8 protein-coding genes and 1 pseudogene are annotated in these 13,845 nt (G+C 64.3%); 6 read left to right on the top strand and 3 right to left on the bottom strand.

All coding sequences use genetic code 11. The features are described from left to right. Nucleotides 1-57: 57 nt before the first annotated feature. Nucleotides 58-705: pseudogene (locus tag ASG62_RS09330) on the top strand (magnesium chelatase domain-containing protein); the annotation flags it as partial. 296 nt (nt 706-1,001) lie between these two features. Here the strand turns inward: ASG62_RS09330 and ASG62_RS09335 are convergent. Beyond that, nucleotides 1,002-4,349 (bottom strand): SIR2 family NAD-dependent protein deacylase, encoded by a 3,348-nt coding sequence (locus ASG62_RS09335; protein WP_162245974.1) that lies wholly within the window; start codon nt 4,347-4,349, stop codon nt 1,002-1,004. 382 nt (nt 4,350-4,731) lie between these two features. Here ASG62_RS09335 and ASG62_RS09340 point away from each other — a divergent pair, with 382 nt between their 5' ends. Next, a complete protein-coding gene (locus ASG62_RS09340) occupies nt 4,732-6,420 on the top strand; it encodes a recombinase family protein (protein WP_156382037.1) in 1,689 nt (562 codons plus the stop codon). A gap of 98 nt (nt 6,421-6,518) precedes the next feature. Here the strand turns inward: ASG62_RS09340 and ASG62_RS09345 are convergent, their stop codons facing one another. Continuing rightward, entirely contained in the window at nt 6,519-7,922 is a 1,404-nt protein-coding gene (locus tag ASG62_RS09345) for a DNA cytosine methyltransferase (RefSeq protein WP_082536880.1), read from the bottom strand. A 376-nt stretch (nt 7,923-8,298) separates the two neighbouring features. Between ASG62_RS09345 and ASG62_RS09350 the strand changes: the two genes are divergently transcribed. The 4 genes from ASG62_RS09350 to ASG62_RS09365 all read left to right on the top strand — a co-directional run bounded on the left by ASG62_RS09350 (nt 8,299) and on the right by ASG62_RS09365 (nt 12,686). Then, nucleotides 8,299-9,483: a hypothetical protein gene (locus ASG62_RS09350; protein ID WP_156382038.1), complete on the top strand. Its 1,185-nt coding sequence runs from the start codon at nt 8,299-8,301 to the stop codon at nt 9,481-9,483. Beyond that, nucleotides 9,480-9,878, top strand: a complete 399-nt coding sequence (locus tag ASG62_RS09355) for a hypothetical protein (protein WP_056688224.1) — start codon at nt 9,480-9,482, stop codon at nt 9,876-9,878. Before ASG62_RS09350 ends, ASG62_RS09355 begins: the two co-directional genes overlap by 4 nt. A 158-nt stretch (nt 9,879-10,036) precedes the next feature. Further along, nucleotides 10,037-10,606 carry a recombinase family protein gene (locus ASG62_RS09360; RefSeq protein WP_056688227.1) on the top strand — a complete coding sequence of 190 codons (570 nt, stop codon included), beginning with the start codon at nt 10,037-10,039 and terminating at the stop codon, nt 10,604-10,606. 223 nt (nt 10,607-10,829) lie between these two features. Then, nucleotides 10,830-12,686, top strand: a complete 1,857-nt coding sequence (locus tag ASG62_RS09365; RefSeq protein ID WP_056688230.1) for an AAA family ATPase — start codon at nt 10,830-10,832, stop codon at nt 12,684-12,686. Nucleotides 12,687-12,763: 77 nt separating this feature from the next. On the opposite strand, the gene ASG62_RS09370 is transcribed toward ASG62_RS09365, so the two are convergent. Further along, nucleotides 12,764-13,600: a hypothetical protein gene (locus ASG62_RS09370; RefSeq protein ID WP_056688232.1), complete on the bottom strand. Its 837-nt coding sequence runs from the start codon at nt 13,598-13,600 to the stop codon at nt 12,764-12,766. Nucleotides 13,601-13,845 lie beyond the last annotated feature (245 nt).

Below are 13,845 nucleotides of genomic sequence, written 5' to 3' on the forward strand. Positions count from 1 at the left end.
GTTCCAGCGTCGCTCTTCGGTTGTCGGGCGGCGCTGCCCTCTGTCCGGAGCGCGTCCATGGTCTCCCGCGTCAAGACGATCGCCTTTCAGGGCGTCGAGGCCGTTCCGATCGACGTCCAGGTGATGATCGCGCCGGGCAAGATGGGCATTCAGATCGTCGGCCTCGCCGACAAGGCGGTGGCCGAGAGCCGGGAGCGGGTACAGGCCGCGCTCCACGCCTCCGGTCTCTCCATGCCGCCGAAGAAGGTGACGGTGAATCTCGCCCCGGCGGACCTGCCGAAGGAGGGGTCGCATTACGATCTGCCGATCGCGCTCGGCCTCATGGCCGCGCTCGGCGCGATTCCCGGCGATGCGCTCGCCGCCTATGTCGTGCTCGGCGAACTCTCGCTCGACGGGATGATCGCCTCCGTCGCGGGCGTGCTGCCCGCCGCGATGGGCGCGAACGCGCAGGGGCTCGGGCTGATCTGCCCCGCGGACTGCGGTTCGGAAGCGGCCTGGGCGAGCGCCGAGATGCCGATCCTCGCGCCCCGAAGCCTGATCCAGCTCGCCAACCACTTCCGCGGCACGCAGCTCATGTCGCGGCCGGAACCCGCGATCCGGGCCGCACCCGACGATCTCGCCGATCTCGCCGAGATCAAGGGCCAGACCATCGCCAAGCGCGCGCTGGAGATCGCGGCGGCCGGCGGGCACAATCTTTTGAGAGTGTGCTACATAAATCGAGCTGCGAGATCGCGGGTCTCGACCCTCTGCCGTCATTGCGGCTGATCCGGGCGAACTTCAGCGTCGGGCCGAAAGCGGACTGGCAGTTTGGGGGCGCCTCGGTCAAGAAGCTGCCGGTCTTCTCTCGACCCATCACCGTCGATCAGGCCGACCTTATCAGTGCTGTCAAGCGGACGTGCCTGCCTGTAGCAGAATACTGGCTACGTGTTTTGAAAACGATTGACGCAACTCCCGAAAATTCTCCAGCCGAGCGGACAAAAACGGGGAGTCCTTCAACTCAGTCATTCTTCTAGGGCATAGCGGACTTCTGGCAGGCGGTCGGTGCCGATTAGGTTCCGCCATGCCTCGACGGCCTGATCGCTCGAACCCTTCGCGGCGAGAGCCAGTGCTAGTCGCACGGCTGTCGCCCGGACGTAGGTTGCGGAAACCAGCATTCGATCCGCAGTATCCGGCTGCGCCAAGGCGCCATAGTCGAAGCGGTCCCATAGATCGGAAAGGGCCTCTACGAGGATTTCGGTTGTTTCGGTACCGACGAGGTCTGCGGCTACCAATTCCTCCGCGCAGCGTAGAAGGACGTGGAGCGCTTCGGCCGGCTGTAGTGCGATAGCCGTGCAAGTGGCCTCAACCAAATTCTCCGGCACGCCGCTTCCCGTGCGAACCGCGATATGCAGCGCGCGTGTGAAGCTATTCACCTCCGCGTACGCCGTCCGCGAGACGAGCTTGCGGAGCGCCCTGAGCAGCTCGTCTTGATTTTCAAAGACGAGCGTCCCGACGAGGGCCGCGTGACCGCCCGTCTCTTGGACGAACGCTAGTAAGGCGGTAGCGCGAGCGTCGGTGCGATCGGACGGTTTGAGGTGCCAGCAGGCGTGGCCAAGCGCACCAGCAACGTCGTCGAGAAGGCGTTTCGCAAGCGCCTCCTGCGACGGCCCTAGGAAGCTCCGCGCGATCGGATTCGCCTCGATTTCCGTAGGCGTGGGGCGCCACGCCGCGAGGGCGTCGAAAAGACCAGCCGCCTCTGCTTCCGTCGGGACCATCTCGAGCGTCGTGAGCGGGTCGATCCCGTACCGGACCGCCTCAGCCTTCTCCGTCGGATTGCCATCGAAGAGCACCCTGCGGACGCGGTCAACAACCTCAACCTCCGGCGGCGCGGGGAGCTTCAGGAACCCATGCGGAAGCAACCATGTGTGATCGGGCAGTTGCCTTTCGTCGACATTGATCCAGAGCGCTCGTGCCGCGGCGTCGATCTCCTCAGGGGTCAAGATATCCAGTCCGTGCAACTGGTAAAGTAGATCGACCGCCCCACCTCTCTGCGCGTTCTGCCCTCCCAACAGGGCAATGACCTCGGCGATGCGGCCTCCGATATCGTCGGGACGAGCCATCGGACCCTTAAGCGCCTCGTAAGCGCCCGACGGGTTGCTATCGAACGCGTCCCTTTCTCCTCGCACCGGATAGCGGATGACAGTGTTAAGGCAGCGCCATCGCTGGTTCGGAGGCATGGCGGTCACGGCGTTCGTCAGCAGGTGGTCCGCCGCCTCTGACGTCGAGAACCAGCCATTGGCGCGTGCGATGCGCAGAGCAAGCGCCGCGTGGCGCTCGGCCGCCTCAGGATCATCCCGCACGGCGAGGCGGGCGAGCGCCTCGACGAAGATGGCGATCCTGTCGATGGCCACTCCGCGTTCGTCCTCTGGACCCTCTATCTGGCCTAACCAGTGCTCGATGACAGCCTCGCAACGAGTGGCGAGGGTCTGGACCTCTTCCGCGTCAAGGGCCGCGACGGCGACGCGCTTCAGCCAAGTCGTCATCAGCGCGCCCTGCGTGTCGGGCCCGACCGCGAGGATTCGGGAGATCGAGGCGGCCGACGGGTCTTCCGACACGGTCACGGCCCGCTCTACGCGTGTGCGCAGCATGTTCGTGTGCCGCATGCCGAAGGGCAGCCCAATCCGCTCGCGTAGCCAAGACGCAAGCTCAGCAGGGGTCGCAGCCGCCGCACGCGATACGAAACGCACGCCACCGTTCCGCTGGCGGTAGGAGCCGGGACGGAACTTGACGTCGATGCCGGTCGCCTTCCGCCGCGACTCCTCGGCCTGGCGGATCTTCGCGTCGAGGTGGCTGATCTCGTTCCATGGGTCGTATCCGTCCAGGCGGAAGCGCTCCGGCACCTCTACGGTGACCTCCTCCTCCATGTGGTCACGCATCGTGCCGACCACGAAGCCTGCCCAGATCAGCCGCGACCGTAGCGCAATGCTCGATGGCGCCCGGCGGCAACGTTCGAGCAAGTCGCTCCACGTCATCCGCATCAGGGACCGCGCTGCGTCCTCATTGCCTAGCCACGCTAGCAGTTCCGCCCGGCGGAGGCCCCACACTGGGTCCGCGCCACGCACGTTCTCGGCATGGCGCGCTACCTCCGCGTGGTCAAGCCGGTCCAGCGCCGTTTGAGCCCATGCCTGCGCAATAGTTGCGGCAACGTCCGGGTCGGTCGCGAGATGCGCCCACTTGAGGACGACCTCCTCAAGGTCGCCCACCACCCGCGCGGCCCGCAGCCGGGACGCGATAGCGGCCTTCAGGAGGACTGGGTTGAAGTCTCGCACCATCCGCTTAGCGACGGCATCGTCGAGCCGCGTGGCGAGGTAGGGCGGCAGCGGATCGGCCGCGACATCGTGCCTCCAGGCCATCTCTAGCACGACGTCTCGCGCCTCGATTGGCGGGATCGCATCGAGCGCCTCTATGAGGCGGAGCGGCGCGTCCGTTCCGAAGCGAATGTGATGGCGCTTCTCCCAAGGGCAGACGAGCCAACCGGGATAGGTTTCGCGGTCACGCTTCCATCCCCGGACAGCCGCTCGCAGGTTCTCGACCTTAAGGTCCAGATCCCCCGAGATCCGGTCGTGCTCCGTGCTCAGCGACGGATGACCGAGCTCTGTCGTCGAGAGCGGGGTCCAGTCGCCCGGTCGCGCGGGGCGCTGATCCTCTAGGTAGTCGAGTAGCCAAGCGATCGCTGCCCGATGCCGATCGGGCGCCTCGTCGGGCACCACCGGCGAAAGGTCGATCGGCACGACCCCTAGTCCTTCCAGTACCCGCCGCGCGATCGGATCGAGGTCGAGCGGCCCGATGAGGTAGACCTTCCGCTCAAGCCCCTTGAGACGGTCGCGTACCCAGCCGATCCAAGCCCGGAAGTTCGGATCTTCGCCCGAGAAACCGAGCAGGCAGAGGTCGGTCTCGATTAGCGCTTGCCGGGCCGTGTTGACCATGGCAGCCCGCTCCTCGGGGAAACGGCGATAATCCTCCTCAGTGACGACTAGGCCGGCCTCGTCCTCGATCGTGCCGTGCAGTTTTACGATCCGGGGCGAGCACTGGCCGGCAAGGTCGGCTTCGTTCCGCACGACCCCGTAGCCGCGGACGGATCGGAGCGCCCCACGCTCCAGCAGCGTGTCGTAGTTCGTCGTCAGTACATCCGCCCATGGCAAGTCGAGCAACCGGACATGCGCCTCTCCCGGCAGCCACGCGGCATCGTCGACCTGCAACCGTACCAGCGCGGTCAGCGCGCTGCGTCCGAAGGCTATCTCATAGGTCTGAGCAAGACGCAGCGGCGCACCCGTAATAAGGTCATCGAACCCGCCAAGGCCTTCGACCATCGCCCGTGCCAAGTCTGACCAAAGCGGCGGTCGCGCCCCGTCCGCCTCCGGCCGTTCGGCCTGGAGGGACACGCCTGCGCCAGCCAGCAGTGTCGCGGCGCCCCCCGACGGGTGCCAAAGAGCTTGCGCAAGGCGGCGAAGACTAGGTGCGTCCATTAGGTCGCTCATACAATTCTCACTCATATCTGGATCGGAATCGGAGCTCTTGAGCGTGCTACTCATGACTTAGGTGTTCGGCTATTCAACAGAATGACCCATTCTTTGAGTCTTACCATCACCCAAAAACGTCACGGAAGAATACGTTACGCAGAGTGAAATCCGGCGTCCGCGTCATGCTGAGAGTGTGCTACATAAACGCCATCGACTCGATGGAGTACGTCCGGTGCCCAAAGCCTTCTCCTACATCCGTTTCAGCACCCCGGATCAGGCCCGAGGGGACTCGCTCCGTCGCCAGCTTACCGCCGCTCGTGCGTGGTGCGAGGCTCGTGGCCTAGACCTCGACGACAGCCTCCGCGACCTCGGCATCTCCGCCTATAAGGGTGCCCACCGGGACATCGGAGCGCTCCGCTCGTTCCTATCGTTGGTCGAAGCCGGGAAGGTTCCGCGAGGCTCCTACCTCGTCGTTGAATCCTTGGATCGCCTGTCCCGCGAGGCCGTGCTCGATGCCGCGGCGAGGCTCTTCGACCTCATCCGCGCAGGCGTCATCGTCGTCACTCTCTCCGATGGGCAGGTCTACTCGGAAGAGCGCCTGCGCACCGATTGGACGCCCCTTATCGTGAGTATCGCGGTCATGGCCCGCGCCCACGAGGAGTCCCGGATCAAGGGCGAGCGCGTCGGCGCTGCATGGGCGCGGAAGAAGGATGCCGCGCGCGAGGAAGGCCGTCCTCTGACCTCGCGGTGCCCCGAGTGGATCGCGATCGAAGGCAGTCGGTTCGTCGTTCGCGAGGATCGCGCGGAGATCGTGCGGACGATCTTCCAATGGGCGATCGAGGGCTACGGACGAAGGCAGGTCGTCGCCAAGCTTAACGAAGCGGGCACGCCTACATGGCGAGGCGGCATCGGCTGGCAGACATCGACGGTCGGGAAGATTCTGACCGGCCGACTCGTTCTCGGCGAGTACCAGCCGCACTCCGGCAGCAGCCGGGCCGGGACTCGTCAGCCAGCCGGAGACCCCATCGTCGGCTACTACCCGTCGATCGTCGACGAGGAGACCTACTGGCGCGCCCAACAGGCGTCGCAGGGACGCCGCGTCGCGGCCGGTCGACGCGGAAGGGGCGTTGCCCACCTTCTCCTCGGCCTCGGCCGTTGCACGCGCTGCGGCGCGGCTATGCACCTCGTCAACAAGGGCACCACGCCGAAAGGCGGAAGCTACTTCGTTTGCTCGGTGGCCGCTCGGAAGGCTGGCTGTGAGAACGATGGCCGCTGGCGGGTTGACCATATCGAGTCCCGCCTCCTCCGAGGACTCGCTTACCTTGACGCCGGCACCGTCCTGCACGGCGCGCAGCCGACCGTCGAGGCGGATCGCGTGTCGCTCCTTGCCGCCCGGCTAGCCAAAGTCGAAGTAGCCCGCGGACGCCTCTTCGTGCTGGTGGAAGAGGACGGCGACGAGAGGGCAGTCGGCCGCTATCGTACGCTCGGCGACGAAGCCAAGACGATCAAACGTGACCTCGCCGAGGCCGAGAAAGTCGCCGCGACAGCCGCAGCCGACCCTGGCCTCAAGGCTCGCCTTGGCGAAGCCGTGGACCTGTCGCGGGCGATGAACGAGGCGGAAGGCAACGACCGTCATGCGATCAGGACGAGGCTCGCCGAGCAACTTCGCCAACTGGTCGCCGAGGTCCGTTACGATCCCGACCTTGGCGTGCTCGCACTCCTTACGCCGCGACCAGGCCTTCCCGCCGATCAGGTCCCGTCGATCGTAGGAGCGTCGAAGATGGCGGCATGGCGCCTGTGGCTCAACGACGACTCCGACCCGTCTGGCCTCGCCGGGATCGAGGACATGCCGCGCCCGGACGAGGAGGCGCAGTCCCGTCGTATTCTTGCCAAGATGCGCGTGCGGCGAACGTCGGCGTAGCCGGCGCGAGCCGGGCGTATCGACGTCGCCTCCGCGAGGGGCGTGAGACCATCCCCCCCGGGGGAGGGTCGGAGCCGAACGCTAGTTCGGGTGGGGGATCAGGATACCCCAACCGTACTGGACACCTCCCGCATGTTCTGGCGCGTAGCCTGGAGGGACGCGGCCACTCGCGGGTTGAAGGGAACGTGGTCCGCCTCGCGGGCCTCGTCCTCGCGGGCGCCCGCGTTGAACTCGGCCTTGGTCATTCCGTCGTACTGCTTACGCTCGGCCTTCAGCGCTTTCACTGCGGCGACTTCTGTTCGCCATTTCGCATGAGACCGCAACGCCCCACGTAGTTCGGACCTCGACCGAACGGAAAGCTCGGCGAATCCCTCCGCCTTCTCCAGCAGCGCGATTTCGGCGTCGATGTCGGCAAGGACTCGGCCGCACAACAGACGGCGCGCCTTCTTGAGGTTCAAGCGGCGGTTCCGGAGCGCTTGGTCCTTGAGACCCTTGCGGCCCTTCTGGAGCCATTTGTCGAACGCCTTCTCGGTCGTCGGGATCGTCTCCCCGCGCGCCCGGGCAAGAATTGCGCGCCCGACCGCTTCGGCGAGCGACGGCGGAACCGCGTTCGCGATCATCAACATCCGTTTCCGGCTCGCCGGGATGTCGAGCCAGTTCCAATCCGCTGGGAAACCTTGGATGCGCGAGAGGACATCCATCGGCAGCGGGGGAATGTCTGCCGATGGCCCCATGTCCCGTTCGTGGTCCTTGTACCAGTTCTGCGGCCCTTCGTGGGCGCTGCGCAGCAGCGTCGGGCATGGGAGGTCGATCGATCGAACCCCCGAATGTCCGGTGTACGGACGCATGAAGAAGGCGCGGGCTTCAAGCGGGTGGTTCCCGCCGGGGTGGATACCCACATCGTCGCCCAGCGCATCCCGGACTGACATCCGTCGAGGAGCAGCGGCATCGGCTAGGGCGGACTCGAGGAACCCGTCAGCCTCGCCAAGGCGACCGATCGAGAAGAATCGTTTGCGCATCTGAGGTGTGCCATAGCGACTGCCGTCGAGGACTACCTCCGTGAGGCCATAGCCGGCCTTCACGAAGAGAGCGCGGGCACGCGAATAGGTTTGGGTCTTCCGGGCGCGCGGGACGTTTTCCATGACGAACCACGTCGGCCTAGCCGTCACGATCGCGATCGCGATCGCGAAGCCGAGCGTCAGGCTGGCGTTTCGGCCTTCGGTTCGCTTCCCCGCCGAGGAGAAATCTTGACAAGGAGGCCCGCCGACGATGATGTCGGGCTGGAGCTGCGCGATCGTCGGCGCCATCTCCAGAAGGTTCGCCAGATCAGCCTTGCGGTGTCGATCAACCCGAAAGACGCGCTCGACCGACGTCCCCAAGTTCGCCCTGTGCACGCGAAGGGCTTCGTCGTTCGCGTCGTAGGCACGAACGATGTCGAACCCGGCACGCTTCAAACCAAGCGACATCCCGCCGGCACCGCAGAAAAGATCGACCGCGCGCATGGCACCCCCGTCATGGATTCATTCCTGACGCTGGCCTACTCGGGAAGCGGTTCGATTCCGGTCAATGGAAAGGGTGAATCGTTGGTGGCTACCGACCCGGCCCGCCCCAGTTTACTACAGGCTCCGGCGCACCTTCGGCGCTGTGGAGGGCGCGGCGCGCCTCCGCCTGCTCCGCCTTCGGCTCCGGCCCGACAAGGCTGGAAAACGGGGATGGCCCTGCCGCAGCGTCCAGTTTTGAGACGCCGCTGCGCGCAGCGAACGACATCCGGGAAAGCGAGCCAACCAATCCCATTTGCGCACGCCAGCGAACTGCCAGGGTAGCAACGAACGACGGGTAGGCATGACCTGCCGATCTCGTTGGACGGGACGCGCGCTCATGCTACTTGAGGTTCGACTCGGAGGCGAAATGGAAACAAAGGAAGGGCGCGAGTTCAGGCTACGCTATGTCGGACAACGGTTCGAGGGAGCGAGGCTTCCGCTCGATGTCATTTCCGATCTGCCAGCGTTCCGAAACCTCGTCGTCGCGTTCGCAAAGGATATCTGGCGCGCCGAGAACCATGGCCGAGTTCGGCTGCCGAAGGGGTTCGACCAAGCGCTGGGGTTTGATCTCGTTGCGCTGGAGGACGGAAGCGCCGTTCCTTGCCTCGCATGGAGCCGTGAGTCCGCCCAGGTGCCGCTGCCGACGATGTCCGACTACATCGATACGGTCGTCGACGCCGCTTATGAACAAGCTGTTGACCTGATGGATCGCGCTGCCCGGGGCGACTATCCCGCCGGGGCGCTCAGCGTAGCCGCCGTTCGGGCGCTGGACCGTTTCGGCTCGTCCCTTCGAGAAGACGAGCGGATCGAATTTCTCGGGAGCGCCGGCCGTAACGGCAACGTCGTCTCGATCACTCCGGAGCTACGACGGCAGTTCCTGAAGAAGGTTAAAGACACCTACACCCTCCGTGTCGAGGGAATCGGCATTCTGACCGCTTTGAGCACTGAAGTGGGCTGGGTCGAGATTCAGACTGACCACTACGGAACCCTGCATGTTCCCTTGGATGGCGACGAGGTCCACCAGTCCTTCGATGGCAACACGCGCCAGCGAGTGCGGTTCGACCTATCCGTGATTTTCGATCGTGAGGATGCGGTACGCTCGGTTGCCGAAGCCCACGACGTCGCGATGATCGACGAGGAAGTCGACCGGGCAATTGAGAAGGCGGAAACCCGCCTGTCGCACCTCAAGACCTTGGTAGATGGCTGGAAGGATGGAGAGGGCGTCGCGGTCACTGATCGAGCTGTCAAGAATGCTCAACACCTTCTCGCGCGACGCTCGACGCTGGCCACATCGTTCCGGATCTACCCGACCCTTGAGGGTGGCGTGCAGATCGAGTTCGAAGCCGGAGGCTGGGAGTTATCGGTCGAAATGTCGGCAAACGGCGAGGTCGAGTTCTACGGGTCACGTCTCGATGGAACCGCAGATTTCGACCCGAACACCTACGAGGGGATCGACGAGGAGTTCCTCAAGGAGCTTGACGACCGCGTCGGCGCATACCCGACGACGGGGGTCTTCTCTTGAGCGAGGACATGAACGGCGACGAGGTTCTCTTCCGTCAGATCCATCCCGAATGGGTCCAGGACGGTCTTCCGACCAGTCAGGGCTTCCGGCCTACACCGAAGGACGGCGGCAGCCTGTCAGTCGACCGCTCAACCCTGTGTACCGCACATGACAGCTACGCTCTCCATGCCGAAGTGAAGCAGTTGGCGACCGCGGGAACCTGGGGCCTGAGCGTGGAAGAGTTCGCCGAGGTCCTGGTCGAATGCCGCCCCGACCCAATCGAGGCGACGCTGACGGAGCCTGCAAACGCCGCCCATGCGGTCGCCGACTTCACGCCGCTCCCCGCCAATCGTTGGAAGCCCGTTTCGCAAAAGCTGAAGACCGTAGCCGCTCGACGGGGCCGACAGCACCCGTAAGCTCGGGTGACCAACTGGTCGGGACATCGCGGAACCGTTCCGGAAACCGCTTGCGGCTTGCCAAGCCAGCGCAAGAGGATTGTGAAAGGCCGAAACCGTTGCGCCACCGGCGCCCGTCCGAGCCTTCCCGAAACGGCCGTTTGCGAAAGGCTCCTCCCATGCTCCTCGGCTACGCCCGCGTCTCGACCAGTGACGATCAATCCACTACCGCCCAGTCACGCGCGCTGCGCGACGCCGGATGCGAGAGGATCTTCGAGGAGGTCGCGTCCGGCGGGCGCTGGGATCGCCCGGAGCTTCATCGGCTGCTCGACCACCTTCGGCCCGGCGATACGTTGGTGACTTGGAAACTCGATCGCCTGTCGAGGTCCCTTCGCGACGCCCTGACGATCATGGAGCGCGTCGAGAAGGCGGGGGCGGGATTCCGATCACTGACCGAGGCCATCGACACGACAACGGCCCCAGGGCGGATGCTTATGCACATGGTCGCAGCCTTCGCCGAGTTCGAGCGATCGATGATCCGAGAGCGCACCAGTGCCGGTCTCCGACAGGCCCGGCTCGAAGGCCGCGTCGGCGGTCGTCGGTCGAAGCTCACCACACGGCAGCGCCAAGAGATTGCCGAGAGCGTCCTGTCCGGACGCAGAACCGCAGCCGACATGGCCCGCCTTTACAGCGTGAGCCAGCCGACGGTAAGCCGGATTGTGGCGGATGCCCGATCAGGACCCGGCTGAAGCTGTCACGGACGACTTCGGTACGATCGCGATCGACGGGTTAGCTCCAATCAGACAAGGAAGTTGAGAACACAAGCTGCGCGTTCTGCTTGTGGGAATCAGTGATGCAAACTGTCAAAGGAGTGCTAGAACAGCTTGAAAGGCCTCGCGACATCGCAATGCGACTGCGTGATTTCATCTATCAGATACAACCTCACCTAATGGCTAACGGGAAAGAGAAACGATGCGAGTTCGCCTTGATCGTATCGTCATCGAGGACTTCAAGAGAATCGAGAAGCTCGACGTTGACCTGAAGCCAATCACGGCCCTTGTCGGCGGCAACACCAGCGGCAAGAGCAGCGCGCTACAAGCGGCCCAACTTGGAGTCTCCATCCTCCAAGCCGCATTTCGCGGTCGACGCGGCAACGGCTCCCCTATTTTCGCCGGCACCGTATCGAACGATGCAGTGTTGTTTCGGCCGACCGAGCAGCTCCTCGACCTCAGGCGTGGCGAGGCGGCGACACAAAACCTCGGCTACTCCATCACTTATGTTGGCTTCGATCTCGACACGGACGTAGCCAAAGAGACGACGGTTGAAGTCCGGAGGGGCAAGAACGCGAATATTGCCATTATCCGCTCGGGCGACGACGAACTCGCCGCAGTGCTCGCCGATGGTGACCGCCCGTTTTCTATCTTAACCCCGGGCCTCTCTGGTATCCCGATGCGTGAGGAATGGCGCACGAAGGGCGCCATGGACGCTGCCGTCATGCACGGTGATGCCAACCTCTACCTGCGCACGGTGCTCGATCACCTTTTCAAACGGGACCTCGACGAGATGGCTCGAACGGCTTGGCGAGCCAGCCGCGACATCGGCACTCTTCCAGTCAGCGGTTGGAAAACCTTCTCAACGCTCCTAGACCGCTGCTACTCCGGCGTACGCATTATCGTAGCCCATGATCCAATGCATGACCGCTACGTCAAGATAGACGTGGAGGCGCCAGACTCATGGGTCACGCTCGACATGGCATCGACCGGAATGCTTCAGGTCATTCAGATCATCGCCTACGCTTGCTTCTACGCGCCGCCGCTCATCCTACTCGATGAACCCGATGCCCACCTGCATGCCGATAGCCAGTCCCGCCTTTACGAAGCCTTGCGTGGTGTCGCTGCCGAGACGAATACTCGAATTCTTTTCGCCAGCCACTCTCCGCAGCTTATTCAGCGACTGATGTATGACTCCGAGGCGGCGGTCGTTTGGATGGCGCAAGGTGCCAAAGTTCCGGTCGACGAGGCCCAGCGGCCGACAATCCCGCTCCTCATGACACTCGGCGCGCTGTCTGCCGGCGCGGACGCATTCGATCCCGCGCGACCGGTGATCCTTATGACGGAGGACAAGCTCACCAAACCAGTCACGGCACTTGCCAAAGCGAACGGTGCGCCTGACAACCTTGCCGTCATCTCCTATAACGGCTGCGGGAACCTACCTGCGGCCCGTCTGCTTGCCAATATGATCACCGATGTGCGCCCAGACGCACGCATCATATTGCATCGCGACCGCGACTTTAGAACCGAGGCGGAAATGCTGTTCGAGTTGTCGACCGCCGATGCGGAGCGGCAGCGCAATGGTATTACCCGTGTCACCGAAGTGTTTACGCCGTTGAATGATGTGGAGCACTCCTTCGCCCAATCTGCGCACCTCAAGCACGTGTTCGGAGAGCTTGGTCCGGAACTGGTGGACGCTGCTATCTCCGACGTGACGGCAATTAAGCGAGATGATTTAGTGCAGGCTGCGCGTGTCGCGCGTGACCAGGTCCATTCGTCCCTTTACGACAGCCCGCGGAAGCGTGGGAAGCAAGAATGGGGTGCATCGGGTATGCCTGATGTCGCTCCCCCGCTCGGCGGTTTCCTGCCGGCCAACGGGTTAGCTGCGGTTCCGTTCGAACATACGCACGGCAAGATGCTGATGGATGGCCTGAAACCGAAGATCCATCACCACGTTGGCGGTGCCTCCCAAGCGTCGAACGACCGGATTTACACGCCGACCCCAGAACTCGAAACACCGACTTGGCAAGCGGTCTTTCAACCACCGCCCAATCCATAGGGACTCAGCGTTGCCGGACCACCGTCGCTAGCCTTGCTCTTGGCACTAGCTCGTTATCGACCTTCTGGCATCGAGATTCATTCGTCCATGTACGTGCTCTCGAACGCGAGCCTGGCGTTCCCCGACGACGTGCTGACGCCGGTGATGTCGCACGATGTCTTCGACCGAACGGGGGCGGCTCCGGACAGGCTGAACGCTTGGCCGCGGTACTCCCCCCGGACTTCGTATGGCGCAGGCGCGCAGCCCTTCTTGTAGACGAAGGCGGTCCCGCGGATCGGCACCGACCTCGGGTCCAGGCTCCACGGCCGACCGCGGTAGAGCACCGTCCCCGGCTTCACGGTCCCGGCGATCGAGGCCTTGGGCCTGGCGTAGACGATCACGCCCTTCGCGGCGTCGACGACCATCTCGGAGCCGTTGTGGTCGAAGGGAAGTCCGGCAAGTGAGTTCAAGGGAACCACCTCGGCCTTGGTCGAAGCAGGCCTCGTCGTCTCCTCTGCCCCACCACCCAGCGCCGCCATAATCGCGCGATCGAATGCAGCGCGCTCGGCCTTGGTCAGGCCCGCAGCCTTCATCCCGGCGGCAACGCGCCGTTCGAGCTTCGGCCCGGAGAAGAAGGCGTATCTGGGCACGCCCAGGCTCGCCAAGGCCTGCGCATCGACGTTGGCGGCGGTGATGTCGAGCGCGGCGCATTCCGCCAACTTCTCGACGGATGCCTCCTTTTTCAGGGAGCCGTAGCACGCCTCGACCGCCTCGGCGGCGCCGCTGATCCCGCCCTCGCCGTAGATGCCGCGGAAGGCGGCTGCGCCCCGCTCCGCCCCCGCCGAGACCGACCGCGACAGATCGGGACCGGCCATCGCGGCGGGCGACAGGGTGAGCATGGCGGCAATGGTCAGGATGCTGGCGGCTAGACGCATGAGGACTCCGTCGATCGTGGAGCCGTCACCTTGCCACGATCGAGGAAACCTTCGGTTGCCGAAGCCACTCGCATTCTCACGGATCGACGCCGAAACGCGGAGCTTCGACAGTTCGGGAATCCCGAACTAGATGCTTCGAGTTTCGAAACGTTCGTGACCGAAGCCGGATCGACGACCGAGCGGGTAGTTCGAACATCCCGAACTATCGAGCGACGACACGAAGCCGGATGGTTCGACGGTTCGGG

The sequence above is a fragment of the Aureimonas sp. Leaf427 genome, from assembly GCF_001425485.1.
Lineage (GTDB): Bacteria > Pseudomonadota > Alphaproteobacteria > Rhizobiales > Rhizobiaceae > Plantimonas.

Bases quoted from the DNA above. Each gene is read 5' to 3' on its own strand.
- ASG62_RS09360 (WP_056688227.1), top strand. From the start codon at position 10,037: ATGCTCCTCGGCTACGCCCGCGTCTCGACCAGTGACGATCAATCCACT.
- ASG62_RS09365 (WP_056688230.1), top strand. From the start codon at position 10,830: ATGCGAGTTCGCCTTGATCGTATCGTCATCGAGGACTTCAAGAGAATC.
- ASG62_RS09350 (WP_156382038.1), top strand. From the start codon at position 8,299: ATGCTACTTGAGGTTCGACTCGGAGGCGAAATGGAAACAAAGGAAGGG.
- ASG62_RS09345 (WP_082536880.1), bottom strand. From the start codon at position 7,922: ATGCGCGCGGTCGATCTTTTCTGCGGTGCCGGCGGGATGTCGCTTGGT.
- ASG62_RS09335 (WP_162245974.1), bottom strand. From the start codon at position 4,349: ATGGTCGAAGGCCTTGGCGGGTTCGATGACCTTATTACGGGTGCGCCG.
- ASG62_RS09370 (WP_056688232.1), bottom strand. From the start codon at position 13,600: ATGCGTCTAGCCGCCAGCATCCTGACCATTGCCGCCATGCTCACCCTG.